Source organism: Leucobacter rhizosphaerae, assembly GCF_022919175.1.
Lineage (GTDB): Bacteria > Actinomycetota > Actinomycetes > Actinomycetales > Microbacteriaceae > Leucobacter > Leucobacter rhizosphaerae.
In genome coordinates this window covers 2,993,654-3,007,330 of the sequence record NZ_CP095043.1, presented here as the reverse complement: position 1 = coordinate 3,007,330, position 13,677 = coordinate 2,993,654, and the positions used below count along the sequence as shown (strand labels likewise).

The following is a 13,677-nucleotide window of genomic DNA, read 5'->3' as shown; positions in this document are numbered from 1 at the left end:
GGATCACCGCATCCGCCCACCCGCCGAGCACGTCACCGAACGAACGACCCGAAGGAGTGAGCATGGCCGCCGAGGTTTCCATGCGCGGGATCACGAAGCGCTTCCCGGGCGTCCTCGCCGACGACCGCGTCGACTTCGAGGTCGAGGCCGGCGAGATCCACGCCCTCATGGGCGAGAACGGCGCCGGCAAGTCGATCCTGATGTCGATGCTCGCCGGCGTCTACCAGCCCGACGAGGGCGAGATCTTCGTGCGGGGCGAGCGTCGCAGTTTCGCGTCGCCGCTCGACGCCATCGACGCCGGTATCGGCATGGTGTTCCAGTCCTTCAAGCTCTTCCCGTCGCTCACGATCGCCGAGAACGTCGTGTTCCGCAGTGAGCCGACGAAGCGCGGTCTCATCGACCGCGCCGCGGCCAATCGCCGCGTCTCTGACATCGCCGCCCAGTACGGCCTCGCGATCGACCCCACGCAGCGGGTCGACTCCGTGCCCGTGGGTGTGCTCCAGCGCGTCGAGATCGTGAAGGCCCTCTACCGCGAGGCCCGCGTCCTCATCCTCGACGAGCCCACCGCCGTGCTCACCCCGCAGGAGACCGAGCGCCTCTTCGACGTGCTGCGCGCCCTCAAATCCGACGGCCGCACCATCATTCTCATCACGCACAAGCTGGGCGAGGTCATGGCGATCTCGGATCGCGTGACCGTGCTCCGAGACGGCCGCAACGTCGCGCAGCTCGTCACCGCCGAGAGCTCCCCAGCGGAGATCACCCGCCACATGACCGGCCGCGACGTCGATCTCTCGACGCCGCCGCCCGCCAATCCCCCGGGCGAGGTCGTGCTCGACGTGCGCGAGCTGACGGTGGCCGGATCGGGCGAGCGGGAGTCGGTCTCGGACGCGAGCCTCACCGTGCGGGCGGGCGAGGTCGTCGGCATCGCCGGGGTCGCCGGCAACGGGCAGGTCGAGCTCGCGGAAGCGATCATCGGCATGCGCCGCACGAGCGACGGCAGCATTCGCATCAAGGATCGCGACCTCAGTCAGTCGTCCATCGCCGAGCGGCGCGACGGCGGCATCGCCTACATCCCCGAGGACCGGCACGCCGTCGGCAGCGCCGGCACCGCGAGCGCCGTCGACAACCTCGCCCTCGGCCACCACCGGTCGGCCCCGATCCTGCAGCGCGGGCTGCTCTCGCGCGGCGCGATGGTCGAGCACGCCAAGCGGCTCATCTCCCGGTTCGGCGTGAAGATCGCTTCCCCCGCGACCGCCGTCGGCACGCTCTCGGGCGGCAACCTGCAGAAGGTCGTCGTGGCGCGCGAGCTCGACTACCGCTCCCCGCTCCTCATCGCCGAACAGCCGACCCGGGGCGTCGACATCGGCGCGATCGAGTCGATCCATCGCGAGCTCTGCGAGTACCGCGACGCGGGCGGCGCGCTCCTCCTCATCTCCGCCGAGCTCAGCGAGATCATGTCGCTGTCCTCCCGCATCCTCGTGATGTTCGAGGGCCGGATCGTCGCCGAGGTCCCCCAGGCCGAGGCCACCGAGGCGCTGCTCGGCCTCTACATGGCTGGCCACGAGCCCGACGAGCCGCACCGGCCCGGCACGTTCGCCGCGCTCGAACGCCGCACCGCGCAGAAGGGGGCCGCCCAGTGAGCGTCCTGCACCGTTTCGGCCGCTGGCTCGCCGGCCCGATCCCGATCTCCGTCATCCTCGCGCTCCTCATCGGGGCGTGCTTCATGCTCATCGCCGGGGTCGACCCGCTGAGCGGCTACGCCGCCATGCTCAACGGCTCCTTCGGCACCGGTGCGGGGCTCGCGAACACACTGGCCCGCGCGATCCCGATCATCGGCATCGGCATCGCGATCGCCGTCGCCTTCCGCGCCGGCGTGCTGAACCTCGGCACGGAGGGGCAGGCCGGACTCGGTGCGCTCGCAGGCGGGATCGTCGCGATCTACGTCCCCGGCCCGGCGCTCCTGATCGTGCCGCTCGCCTTCATCGTCGCGATCGCGGTCGGCGCCGCGTGGGGCCTGATCGCCGCGGTGCTGCAGAACCTGCTCGGCGTACCGATCCTGCTGTCGACCCTGCTGCTCAACTACCCGGCGCGCTACTTCTCGTCCTGGCTCATCCGCTTCCACCTCGACGAGCCGGTCTCCGACCTCGTGGCGAGCGAGCAGGTGCGCCCCGAGGTGCAGCTCTCGATGCTCGTGCCGCGTGATTCCGGGTTCGCCGAGACGCTGCGCAACACCTTCGGTGCGACGAGTCCGGTCACCGCGGTGCTCACCGGGGTGAACTGGTCGCTCGTGATCCTGATCCTGGTGGTGCTCGGCGCTATCTTCGTCAACCGCCGCACCCGCTACGGCTTCGAGTCGGGCCTGAGCGGCCAGAACGCCGAGTTCGTGCGCTACGGCGGCGTGAAGCCCGGGCCGCTCGTACTCCGCACCATGGCGCTCTCCGGCGGTCTCGCCGGGCTCTTCGGGTTCATGCTCGTCATCGGCGCCCCGAACACCCGCCTCATCGAGGGCTCCTTCATCCAGACGAACTACGCGTGGACCGCCCTGCTCGTCACCCTGCTCGCGCTCTACCGCCCGGTCGGCATCGTCATCGCCGGCGTCTTCTTCGCCGCGATCATGGTCGGCAGCGACGCGATGGGCCGCGAACTCGGGCTGTCCCCGCAGATCGCCGCCGTGATCCAGGCGCTCGTCATCATTCTGCTGGCGTTCCGGGTCGCGCTGCCTCGCTTCAGGAAACGCGCGGCACCCGTGGAGGACGGACCGCCCTTCGCGCAGCCGGAACCGCTCACCGACCCGCACCTCGCGCCGTCCGCGGCCGCCGTCGGGTCCGCCGCCCCCGCGGCCCTCCCCACCGAGTCGAAGGAGTCCGAGCGATGAACTTCCTCGACCTGTTCGATCAGGATCTCGTCGCCTCAGTGCTGCGCTCGCTGATCCCGATCCTGCTCGCCGCACTCGGCGGTATGCTCGCCGAGCGCGTGGGCATCTTCAACATCGGTCTCGAGGGCATGATCCTCGTGGGCGCGTTCGCCGGCGTCGCGGCCTCGTTCTTCACGCACAACTGGATCGTCGGAACGCTCGTCGCGATGATCTCGGGCGCGCTGTTCTCGCTGATCCTCGGCTACGGCGCGGTGTACCGCAAGGGTGATCCGATCGTGCTGGCCATCGCGATGAACATCCTCGCGGTGGGCATGACGAGCTTCCTCATCGTCGCCGTCTTCGGCGTGCAGGGTGTCTTCCAGGATCCCGGGATCGACGGGATCCCCGTCTGGCGCATCCCGTTCCTCGCGGACATCCCGTGGATCGGGGCGCTCTTCGCGCTCACGCCGCTCGGCTACCTCGCGCTGATCCTGGTGCCGGTGCTCTGGGTGGTGCTCTTCCGCACCCCGCTCGGCCTGCGCCTGCGCGGCGTCGGCGAGCGGCCGCTCGCCGCGGCGACCATGGGCGTGAAGCCGCAGCACTATCAGCTCGGCGCGGTCATCGCCTCGGGTGCGCTCGCCGGTCTCGGCGGCGCGCAGCTGGCCCTCGGCAACGTCGTCCAGTTCACCGAGAACATGTCGGCCGGCCGCGGCTGGATCGCGGTCGTCGCCGTGATGCTGGCCCGCGCGCACCCGGTGGGGGTGCTCGGCGCCGCGCTCCTGTTCGGCTTCGCCGACGCGGTGGGCTTCCGCCTGCAGTCCTTCGGCCTGCCCCAGCAGCTCACCGACGCCGGCCCGTACGTGCTGACGCTCGTCGTGCTGATCCTGGTGAGCCGCCGGTTCCGCAAGTCGCGCGAAGCCGCACTCGCGTGACCGGGATCCCGACCGAAGCGGCCGCCTGGGTCACCGCGCTCGGCCTCGAGCCCCTCGAGCACGAGGGCGGGCTGTTCCGTCGGATGTACCTCGACGAGCACTCGAGTGCGATCATCTACCTCCTCATCGACCCCGATTTCTCCGCGCTGCACGCGCTCGACTCGGTGGAGGTCTACCACTGGTACGCGGGCTCCCCGCTCGATCTGCTCCTGCTCCACCCCGACGGCCGATCCGAGTCCCGGCTGCTCGGCCCGGACCACACGGCCGGCCAGCTGCCGCAGCAGGTCGTGCCCGCGGGAGTGATGCAGGGCTCGTCCCCCGTCGGCGACTGGGCGCTCATCGGCACGACGATGGCGCCCCCGTTCCAGTGGGACGGCTTCGAGCTCGGCGAGCGGAGCGCACTGCAAGAACGGTACCCGGAGGCCGCTGAGCGCATCGCGGCGCTCACCCGCGTCGCGCCGGCGGGTTAGGGTAGTCCCCATGACCGACGCACGAATCGTCCGGACGCGCGCAGCGCTGCACGCGGCGATCACCCAGCTCGCGAGCACCAAGCCGGTGCCGAGCATCTCGGTGTCGGAGCTCGCGGCGCTCGCCGGCATCAACCGTGTGACGTTCTACAAGCACTTCTCGTCTCCCGCGGAGGTGCTGGGATCGGCGCTCGCGCTCGATCTCGACTCCACCCGCGAGCACTACATCTCGAGCTACGCTGAGCACTCCGGTGATCCGGTCGAGATCTTCACGGCGAGCATCGATCAGATCCTCGACCACATCGACCGCTTGCGACCGCTCTACGTGCTGTCGGTCACTACTCCGCAGGACGGCACGGTGCCGAACCTGCTGGCCGACCACTTCACCGAGACGATCTCCCAGTACCTCGAACAGCGTGCGGCCTGGCAGCCGGAGCTTCCGGAGTTCGACCGCGCGGTGGTCGCCCGCTTCTTCGCGCACGGCCTCGTCGGGGCGATCAAGGCCTGGGTGCAGAGCGGTTCGACGGCGCACGAGCCGTTCCTGCGCTCGGTGCTGATGAGCGCACCGGCGTGGTGGTTCCCCGCCGCCGCATAGGCGCTCCGGAGTCGATCGACTGCTCCGACCCGGGTGCTCCGGGTCGGAGCCGCTCAGGCGGCCGGAGCGGCCCGCCGCGACGGGGCGAGCGCGGGCTCGCGACGGAACTGCCCGGTGAGCAGCAGCACCGCGGTGACGACCGCGATCACGATCCACCCCGCGGCTCCGAGCGGGCTCACCAGGGCCGGGTCGACAGGCGCCCCCGCGGCGGCGACGATCACCACGAGCGACGCCGAGGCGTTCAGCGCCCCGTGCCCCACGACCGCGGGCCACACCGATCCGGTCCGCAGCCGCGACCACCCGAAGAGCACACCCCAGGCCGTGCAGCCGACGGTCATGAGCGCGACCCCGCGCCAGTCCGTCAGGCCGAAGTTGTAACCGAGCAGGATCAGCGGCGAGTGCCACAGCCCCCAGATGGCACCCGACAGCAGCAGCGACGGCCAGACGCCGAGCGGGCGGAGCGCCGGGACGAGCCACCCGCGCCAGCCGATCTCCTCACCCGCGGCGAAGACGGAGTTGATGACCGCCCCGAGCGGGATCGCCGCGAGTTGCGCCGCGACGAGCACGCCGATCGGCGGCAGGGCGACACCGGTGGCGGGCAGCGCGCCCTCCAGCGACTCCGCGAATCCGGAGAAGTGCACCAGGTCGAGGGTGGTCCACCCGAACAGGGCGGCGACGCCGACCGAGGCGGCCACGAGGATCGCGGGGGCGAAGATCGCTGCGACGGTCCACCACACGACCCGCTTCGCGGGCCGCAGCGGCCACATGCCCAGGAAGCGGAGACGGGATCCCGTCGCGGGTACCCGAAGCAGGAACGTCACGGCGAGCACCGCGAGGGTGGGTGTGAACATCATGGCCGACGCGATGAGGCCGAGCAGGAGCGGGAAGGCGTCGTGCTCGGGGCCCAGCACCCAGAGCGGCAGGGCGACGAGCCAGGCGAGCCCGAACGAGAGGAGCACGAACAGCGCGACGGCGCCCCACGGGACTCGGGCCGGGATTGCGGCCGGGCCCTGCGTCGCGGCGAGGTGCTGTGCCGGGTCGGCCGCGGTCACCTCCGGCCCCTGCTCGGTCGTCGGTGTCACATCTGGCCCCTGCGTCATTCCCTCTCCTCTCCCGGTCCCCCTTCGATCCTATGGGGGCGCGAGCGGGGCCGGCCAGTTCGCCGCTTGCCCGCCACGGCGGCGCCCCACCACCACTGCACCACCACTCCGGCGCCAAACACACAGGAGAACTCACTCCTTCGGGACCGGATCCGCGGATCTCGACCGTCAGGAGTGAGTTCTCCGAAATGTGTGACCGATCACCCGTCCCCGAGGACGGGCACCCAGCTCTGACTAGAACGCAGCGATCCCCGTCAGTTCACGCCCGATCACGAGCTGGTGCACCTCGTCGGTGCCCTCGTAGGTGCGCACGGACTCGAGGTTCGCCATGTGGCGCATCACCGGGAAGTCGCTCGTGATGCCGTCGCCGCCGAGGATCGAGCGGGCGTTGTTCGCGATCTTGATGGCCTCGCGCACGTTGTTGAGCTTGCCCACCGAGATCTGACCGTAGGTGAGGTTGCCCGCGTCCTTCAGCCGGCCGAGGTGCAGCGCGAGCAGCAGGCCCTTCTGGTACTCGAGGAACATGTCCGCGAGCTGCGCCTGGATGATCTGCTTGCCGCCGATGGGGGTGCCGAAGACCTCGCGGGTCTGCGAGCGCTCGACGGCCACCTCGAGGCAGGATCGGGCCGCGCCCATCACACCCCAGGCGATCCCGTAGCGCGCCTCGTTCAGGCACTTGAAGGGCGACGACAGGCCCTTCGACTTCGGCAGGATCGCGTCGAGCGGCAGCCGCACGTCGGTGAGCTCGATCTCGGTCTGCAGCGAGGCGCGCATCGACAGCTTGTTCTCGATCGCGGTGGCCTGGAAGCCCGGGGTGTCGGTCGGCACGACGAAGCCGCGCACGATCCCCTCCTCGTCCTTCGCCCAGATGACCCCGACGGAGGCGATGGTGGCGAGGCCGATCCAACGCTTCTTGCCGTTCAGCACCCACTGGTCGCCGTCACGGCGGGCGGTGGTGAGCATCGTGTTGGGGTCGGAGCCGCCCTGGGGCTCGGTGAGCCCGAAGAAGCCGATCGCCTCGCCGCGGCCCATCGCGGGCAGCCACTGCTGCTTCTGCTCCTCGGAGCCGAACTTGTAGATGGCACCCATCGCGAGCGAGCCCTGCACGGACAGCGCCGTGCGGAAGCCGGAGTCGACCGCCTCGAACTCCATCGCGACGAGTCCGTAGGCGACCGAGGACGCCCCGCGCAGGCCGTACCCCTCGAGGTACATGCCGAAGGCGCCGAACTCGCCCACCTCGGGCAGCAGCTCGACGGGCAGGCGGCGGTCCTCGAAGGCCTGGTCGATGATGGGCCGGATCCGCGTCTGCGCGAACTCACGCGCCTTCAGCTGCCACTCGCGCTCCTCCTCGGTGACGTAGTCGGCGACGTTGAACAGCTGGTCGATGGTGGTGGTCATGGTGCTCCTTGGTCTGGGGGGGGGTGACGTCAGTGGGTGGTGGGGCGCGGGATCCAGCTCGCACCCTGATGCTCGCCGACACCGGGCGGCGGCGCCTGGTACTGGGCGGGGGTCGCGGAGAAGTCGATCGGGGTCGCGATCGAGCGCAGGGTCTGCGGTGTGCCGTCGGGGGCGACCGCGGGGGTCTCCGCGACGATCCCGAGTCCGAGGGACTCCGCGAGATCGATCGCCTGCCCGATCGTGTTCACGCGCCCGGCGGGGATGTTCGCGGCGGTGAAGGCCGTGATCCACTCCTCCGCCGTGCGCTCGCGGAGCGGCACCTCGAGCGCCGCACGCAGCTCGACCCGGTGGGCGACCCGATCCGGGTTCGTCGCGAAGCGCGCATCGGTCGCGAGCTCGGGCACGCCCAGCACCTCGCAGAGCCGGGCGAACTGGCCGTCCGTGCCGACGGCGAGCGCGATCGACTGGTCGGCGGCGTCGAGGGTCTCGTAGGGTGCGATCGACGGGTGGGCGTTGCCCATGCGCGTCGGGGAGACCCCGGTCTCGAGCGTCGAGGAGGCCTGGTTCGCGAGCGCCGACAGCAGTGACCCGAGGAGCGTCACCTTGACGTGCTGGCCGCGTCCGGCGGTCGGCGAGCCGGCCGTGTCGCGGGCGCGGAGGGCGGCCTGGATCCCGATCACCGAGTTGAGTCCGGTGAGGATGTCGACGAGGGCCACGCCGACCTTCATCGGCTCGCCGTCGGAGGCGCCCGTGATGCTCATGAGCCCGCCGACGGCCTGCACGAGCAGGTCGTAGCCCGGGAGGTCCTTGCCCGCCGCGTCGCCGAAGCCCGAGATCGAGCAGTAGACCAGGCCGGGGTTCTGCTCCGCGAGGGCCTCGTAGCCGAGACCGAAGCGCTCCATCGTGCCGGGCTTGAAGTTCTCGATCACCACGTCGGCGGTCCTGGCGATCTCCGCGGCGCGTGCGAGCCCGTCCGGGTCGCGCAGGTCGCACACGACGGATCGCTTGCCGCGGTTCACCCCGGCGAAGTAGGTGCTCTGCCCGATCGCGTTCACGGGCGGGCGCCACTGCCGCGTGCCGTCACCCTCCGGGCTCTCGATCTTGATCACGTCCGCGCCCAGATCCGCGAGGATCATGGTGGCGTGCGGTCCCGCGAGCACACGCGAGAAGTCGGCCACGCGGATGCCGCTCAGGGCGCCCCCGGGCTGTGTCTGTGCAGATCCCTCGCTCACGAAGTCCCTTCGGCCGGTCCGTCGGGCACGCCGCCGGGCGACGCGCCCCCCGCATCGCATCGATGTCTCGGGTGACCCCAGTCTACGAGCGTGGCCTCGGCGCTCGGGCGCAACCTTGCATACCAACCGGCATCGAGCCTGTGCAAGAATCGCTCTATGGTCACGCTCTCGCACTTGCTCGCGCTCCCCGGGCTCGGCCTCCGCCTCGTGCAAGCCGGGCCCGGCGATCCGGAGCTCTCCTGGGTCTCCACGACCGAGCTGCTCGACCTGAGCGAGTACCTCGAGGGCGGCGAGATCATCATGACCACCGGCCTGACGCTCGGCGCCGACGACCCCCGCTGGCGCGATTTCGTCGCAGCCCTGAGCCGCGCGCGCGTGGCCGCGATCGGCTTCGGGGTCGGCGTGAACCACGACCGGATCCCGCCCGCACTCCTCTCCGCGGCGAGCGCCTACCGCGTGGCGCTCTTCGAGATCCCCCTTCCCACCCCGTTCATCGCCGTCAGCAAGGCGGTCGCCGAGCTGCTGCGAGCCGACGAGCTCCGGGCCGCGCGCGGGGCGCTGCAGGCGCAGCAGCGACTGCTGGATCGCTCGCGCGGAGACCAGGACCCGGCGGAGGTGCTCGCGAGCATCGCCCAGGCGACCGGGCGGCACCTCGCGCTCCTCGGCTCGGACGACACGGTGCTCGCCAGCACCGCCGGGTTCTCTGCGGAGCACACCGGCGGCACCACCGAGACCATCGCTCTCGACGCGGAGGGTGCGCTGCGCCTCGCCATCACGGGAGACGCCCCGCTCACCCCCGAGGGTCGCTCGGTCGTCGCCGCGGGATCGATGGTGCTCGGCGTGGGACTCCGCGGCGACCGCGCCGAGGAGACGCGCGAGCGCGAGCGCTGGGAGCGGTTCACGGCCAGGCTGCTCGCGGGGACGGCATCGCCCCGAAGCGCCGCGATCCTCGCACCCGCGCTCGACCTGCCCGCACGGATCCGGGCGATCGCGCTGCAGGGCACCGCGGAGGACGTCGCGTCCTGGCGCCGCCGCCCTCGGAGCGGCCTCGACCGACTGATCGCCCCGGGGGCCGATGCCCCGCGCGCGCCGGGCCTGAGCCTCGCCTGGCAGCTGTGCAGCGACACCGACACCGCGGTCGAGCACGCGCTCGGGGTCGCCGCGGCGCACGGACTCGACGCCGTCGTCGGGCGCGGGGCGCTGCTGGAGGACGCGGTACTCAGTGCCCGGTCGGCGGGCGCGCGCCTGCAGTCGCTCTCGCTCACGGCACCGCTCTACACCGCGCCTCGAGTACCCGAGGTGGTGTGGGCGGATCGGGACACCCCGCTGCTCGAGGCGCTGCTCAGCATCGACCTCGCAGCGGGCGTCACGGGTTCGGCGCAGCGCGCGCTGAGCGCCCGGGTGCTGGGCCCGCTCTCCGTGCACCACGGCACGGAGCCGACCGGGGATCGTGTGCCGCTCTCGGCCGCGGATCGTGCGCAGCTGCGGGAGACCCTGCTCGCCGTGTTCCGCGCCGACGGGCAGCGAGGACCGGCCGCGACCGCGCTCGGGATCCACCGCAACACCCTGCGGGATCGCCTCACGCGCATCGAGCGGCTCACCGAGCGCTCCCTCGCCGACGCCGATGACCGCGCCGAGCTGTGGTTCGCGCTCCGCCTCGAGGATGCGGGCTCAGCGGATCTCGCACCTGCGAGCCGACAGTAATTGCGGAGATCTCACCCTGGGAGGATCGATTCCGGGGATTCGATCCTCCAGAACTGAAATCTCCGCCGTGAATGGCGCAGCCAGCGTGGGGTGGTCGTGCGATGGTCGTGCGGTGGCCGCCCGGATCTACTGACCCGGCACGGCCTCGCCCGGAACGGCCTCATTGTGGGGCTCGTGCAGTGCGTGCAGCGCACCGTTGACGTCGCCGTGCAGCAGGTCGTCGATGAGCTCGTCGACCGCGACCGACTCGCCCGTGCCCTGAGGGATCTCGACTCGGATCCCGGTCTCTGATGCTCGTTTCCTGTCCATGCTTCACGATACCTCCGTTCGGCGCGGACGGGGCGACGAATCGCGATATGACCGTTCGGGGCCGCGATCACCAGGCGGGATCGCGTACCCGGCGGAATTCCCGCCGCGTCGCCTAGCATGACGGTGTGACCCCAGCCCACCGATCCCGCGCGGCACAATCCCGCGCCGAACGACCCGCCGCTGCACTCGCGCGCGTCGTCGCGGTCGCGACCACCGGCGCACTCCTCGCGCTCGGCCTCGCCGCCTGTGCGGCCGACCGCCCCGCCACGGCGCCGCCCGAATCGGCATCCGTCACCGCGGCCGAATCCGAGCCGCCGGCCCCCACCACCGCACCCGCGAGCATCGGCGTCGCCCTGCCCCCGGCCGGCGCCGCGCCCGACTACCAGCTCGGCGGCGCGTATCCCCCGGCGGAGGGCGTCGGGATCGTGGCCCGCGACCGCAGAGATCCGCCCGCCGACGGGATCTACTCGATCTGCTACGTCAACGGCTTCCAAACGCAACCCGGTGAGCTCGCCGATTGGCCGGAGACCGCACTGCTGCAGCGCGGCGGAGCGTCCGTCGTCGACCCGGAGTGGCCCGACGAGATCCTGCTCGACACCTCCACCCCGGAGCAGCGAAGCGAGATCCTCGACCGCGTCACCCCTTGGATCACGGGGTGCGCGGCCGACGGCTACCACGCGGTGGAATTCGACAACCTCGACTCGTACACCCGATCGCACGGCGCGCTCACGTTGGAGGACAATCTCGCGCTGGCCGCCGCGTTCGTCGAGGTCGCTCACGGCGCGGGGCTCGCTGTGGGGCAGAAGAACGCGGCCGAGGACACGACCGCGCTGCGGGAGCAGGCGGGCTTCGACTTCGCCGTCACCGAGGAGTGCGCCGCGTTCCGCGAGTGCGGCACCTACGCGGCGGCGTACGGGCCGCACGTCATCGACATCGAGTACACGGAGGACTCCGATCGCACGTTCGCCGAGTTGTGCGCGCAGGCCGATGCCCCCGCGTCGATGGTGCATCGCGACCGGGATCTCACCCGCCCGGGTGACCCGTCGCACGTCTTCGAGCTGTGCGGCGCACGGTAAGAGAGGCCCGAACACGCGCGGTACGCTGGAGGGTATGGAGCGCATCGACCGGGAGTACACCCTCGGCGAGGTGACCATGGCCTTCACCGATCTCCGCGGGAGCGGCGATGTGGTGTTCGTCCTCGTCCACGGCATCGGGATGGGCCGGATCGTCTACTCGGAGACCGCCGAGATGCTCGCCGGCCGGGGCCGCGTGCTCGCCGTGGATCTCCCGGGGTTCGGCGACTCCCCCGAACCCGGATCGGCCGCGACGCTCACGGAGACCGCCGAGGTCGTGGCGCAGTTCATCCGTGACGAGTCTCCGCGCCGAGTCGTGCTCGTCGGACACTCCATGGGAACGCAGATCGTGGCCGAAGTGGCCGCGCGCCACCCGGAACTCGTCGACGCCCTCGTGCTGATCGCGCCGACCGTGAACCGGCACGAGCGCACGGCCCACCAGCAGGCGCTCCGCATGATCCAGGATCTGGCCGGCGAGGGCCCGAAGGTGCTCTTCACCGGGCTCTGGGCCTACGCCAAGACGAGCCCCATGTGGTTCATCAACAAGCTCCGCTTCATGCTCGACCACCGGATCGAGGATCTCTGCCCCGAGATCGAGACCCCGACCCTCGTGCTGCGCGGCGAGACGGACCGCGTGTGCCCGCGCGACTGGGTATCGGAGGTCGCGTCCGCGCTGCCCCACGGCACGATGGACGAGATCCCGGGTCGAGGGCACGAGGCGATGATCAAGAGCCCCGAACCCGCGGGCTCGCTGATCCTGGACTTCCTGGCCGAGCACCCGGCTCGCCCCTGAGGCTCAGTACAGCAGGAACTGCGCGGTCCCGGCTCCATCGACACCGGCCGCGACGACCCGAAGGTGGTACGACGCGCCCCCGGCGACCACCGGCTCGCGCGTGATGTCGCAGGTGTCCGGGGAGGATCGGGTGCGATCCCACGCGAGAGGCTCGCTCGTGAGCGGCTCGTTCGGCTCCAGGATCACGGCGAGGGATTCGGGATCGACCTGGCAGTCCGTGGAGCGCCACACCTCGTCGTCGCCGCTCGACACCGCGAACTGCATGCCCGCGGTCCCGAGGTCCGCGGAGCACGCGTCGCCCCCGACATTCGTCACCGTGAGCGACAGCTGGGGCAGCACCCCCTCGACGTACTCGGTCTGATCGGTGACCGCCTCGACCCGGAGGCTCCCGGGAGCGCACGCCGGCACCTCGTCGTCGTCCTTCGGTGTCGGCGAGGTGCTCCCTGCCAGGTCGCTCGGCACCTCGACCTGGGCCGCATCCTTGACACCACCGCTCGAGCCGGGCTTCACGAAGATGAGCACCACCAGCGCGATCACCGCGACCAGCACGGCGAGCACGATGATCCGGCGCCGGATGTAGACCTTCCGGTCCTTCGGTCCCACGGGATCTCGCAGCGTCGACATAGCGCCAGCGTAACCGGGTTCGCGCGTCAGAGGCGCTTCAACATGCGCGTGTTGCCGAGGGTATTCGGCTTCACACGGGCGAGATCCAGGAACTCGGCAACACCCTCGTCGTTCGAGCGGAGGAGCTCGGCGTAGACGTCGGCGGCGACGAGCGCCGTATTCTCGCTGACCTCCTCGAAGCCGTGCTTGCCGAAGAAGTCGGTCTCGAAGGTGAGGCAGAAGAGCTGGGTCAGCCCGAGCTGCTCCGCGCGCGCCTCGAGCGCCTGGAGGAGCCGGTGGCCGACGCCGCGGCCGAGGTGCTCCTCCGAGACGCCCAGCGTGCGCACCTCGCCCAGCTGGTCCCACATCACGTGCACCGCCCCGTAGCCGATCACGGTGGCGTCCTCCCCCGCGCCGTCGTCGAGCGTCGCGACCAGGAACTCCGGGACGGCCCCGTAGAGCTCCACCAGATCCTTGCCGAGCAGGATTCGCCTCGCGACGAGCGGCTCCATCAGCTCGACCATGCGCGGCACATCGGCCGTGCGCGCGGTGCGGATCTGGATCTCGGGGCCTCGGGTCATAGGAACCAGCCTATGCCCTCCGGGCGGCCGGATCCG

At 71.1% G+C, this 13,677-nt stretch carries 14 protein-coding genes; 8 read left to right on the top strand and 6 right to left on the bottom strand.

The window, feature by feature from the left end; translation table 11 throughout:
* Positions 1-62: 62 nt before the first annotated feature.
* Genes MUN76_RS13880 through MUN76_RS13860 form a run of 5 tightly spaced genes read left to right on the top strand, consistent with a single transcriptional unit; the run spans position 63 to position 4,848 of the window.
* Positions 63-1,640 carry an ABC transporter ATP-binding protein gene (locus MUN76_RS13880; RefSeq protein WP_244685476.1) on the top strand — a complete coding sequence of 526 codons (1,578 nt, stop codon included), beginning with the start codon at positions 63-65 and terminating at the stop codon, positions 1,638-1,640.
* Positions 1,637-2,875 (top strand): ABC transporter permease, encoded by a 1,239-nt coding sequence (locus MUN76_RS13875; protein WP_244685474.1) that lies wholly within the window; start codon positions 1,637-1,639, stop codon positions 2,873-2,875. Before MUN76_RS13880 ends, MUN76_RS13875 begins: the two co-directional genes overlap by 4 nt.
* Positions 2,872-3,786 carry an ABC transporter permease gene (locus MUN76_RS13870; RefSeq protein ID WP_244685472.1) on the top strand — a complete coding sequence of 305 codons (915 nt, stop codon included), beginning with the start codon at positions 2,872-2,874 and terminating at the stop codon, positions 3,784-3,786. The genes MUN76_RS13875 and MUN76_RS13870 overlap by 4 nt, the downstream gene beginning before the upstream one ends.
* A complete protein-coding gene (locus tag MUN76_RS13865; protein ID WP_244685471.1) occupies positions 3,783-4,256 on the top strand; it encodes a cupin domain-containing protein in 474 nt (157 codons plus the stop codon). The genes MUN76_RS13870 and MUN76_RS13865 overlap by 4 nt, the downstream gene beginning before the upstream one ends.
* A gap of 10 nt (positions 4,257-4,266) precedes the next feature.
* Positions 4,267-4,848 carry a TetR/AcrR family transcriptional regulator gene (locus tag MUN76_RS13860; RefSeq protein WP_244685469.1) on the top strand — a complete coding sequence of 194 codons (582 nt, stop codon included), beginning with the start codon at positions 4,267-4,269 and terminating at the stop codon, positions 4,846-4,848.
* 53 nt (positions 4,849-4,901) lie between these two features.
* On the opposite strand, the gene MUN76_RS13855 is transcribed toward MUN76_RS13860, so the two are convergent.
* The 3 genes from MUN76_RS13855 to MUN76_RS13845 all read right to left on the bottom strand — a co-directional run bounded on the left by MUN76_RS13855 (position 4,902) and on the right by MUN76_RS13845 (position 8,578).
* Complete coding sequence (locus MUN76_RS13855) at positions 4,902-5,948, bottom strand: CPBP family intramembrane glutamic endopeptidase (protein WP_244685467.1); 1,047 nt, start codon at positions 5,946-5,948, stop codon at positions 4,902-4,904.
* Positions 5,949-6,182: 234 nt separating this feature from the next.
* Entirely contained in the window at positions 6,183-7,346 is a 1,164-nt protein-coding gene (locus MUN76_RS13850) for an acyl-CoA dehydrogenase family protein (protein WP_244685465.1), read from the bottom strand.
* 29 nt (positions 7,347-7,375) lie between these two features.
* A complete protein-coding gene (locus tag MUN76_RS13845) occupies positions 7,376-8,578 on the bottom strand; it encodes a CaiB/BaiF CoA transferase family protein (RefSeq protein ID WP_244685463.1) in 1,203 nt (400 codons plus the stop codon).
* 156 nt (positions 8,579-8,734) lie between these two features.
* Here MUN76_RS13845 and MUN76_RS13840 point away from each other — a divergent pair, with 156 nt between their 5' ends.
* Positions 8,735-10,282 carry a PucR family transcriptional regulator gene (locus MUN76_RS13840; RefSeq protein WP_244685462.1) on the top strand — a complete coding sequence of 516 codons (1,548 nt, stop codon included), beginning with the start codon at positions 8,735-8,737 and terminating at the stop codon, positions 10,280-10,282.
* A 126-nt stretch (positions 10,283-10,408) separates the two neighbouring features.
* Here MUN76_RS13840 and MUN76_RS13835 read toward each other — a convergent pair whose 3' ends face one another.
* Entirely contained in the window at positions 10,409-10,591 is a 183-nt protein-coding gene (locus MUN76_RS13835; RefSeq protein ID WP_244685460.1) for a hypothetical protein, read from the bottom strand.
* A 125-nt stretch (positions 10,592-10,716) separates the two neighbouring features.
* On the opposite strand from MUN76_RS13835, the gene MUN76_RS13830 reads away from it, so the two are divergent.
* Together MUN76_RS13830 and MUN76_RS13825 are read left to right on the top strand one after the other, a co-directional pair.
* Positions 10,717-11,667 (top strand): endo alpha-1,4 polygalactosaminidase, encoded by a 951-nt coding sequence (locus tag MUN76_RS13830; RefSeq protein ID WP_244685458.1) that lies wholly within the window; start codon positions 10,717-10,719, stop codon positions 11,665-11,667.
* Between the two features lie 34 nt (positions 11,668-11,701).
* Positions 11,702-12,457, top strand: a complete 756-nt coding sequence (locus MUN76_RS13825) for an alpha/beta fold hydrolase (protein ID WP_244685456.1) — start codon at positions 11,702-11,704, stop codon at positions 12,455-12,457.
* A 3-nt stretch (positions 12,458-12,460) separates the two neighbouring features.
* Here MUN76_RS13825 and MUN76_RS13820 read toward each other — a convergent pair whose 3' ends face one another.
* Entirely contained in the window at positions 12,461-13,081 is a 621-nt protein-coding gene (locus tag MUN76_RS13820; RefSeq protein ID WP_244685454.1) for a hypothetical protein, read from the bottom strand.
* A gap of 26 nt (positions 13,082-13,107) precedes the next feature.
* Positions 13,108-13,641 (bottom strand): amino-acid N-acetyltransferase, encoded by a 534-nt coding sequence (locus MUN76_RS13815; protein WP_244685452.1) that lies wholly within the window; start codon positions 13,639-13,641, stop codon positions 13,108-13,110.
* Positions 13,642-13,677: the final 36 nt, after the last annotated feature.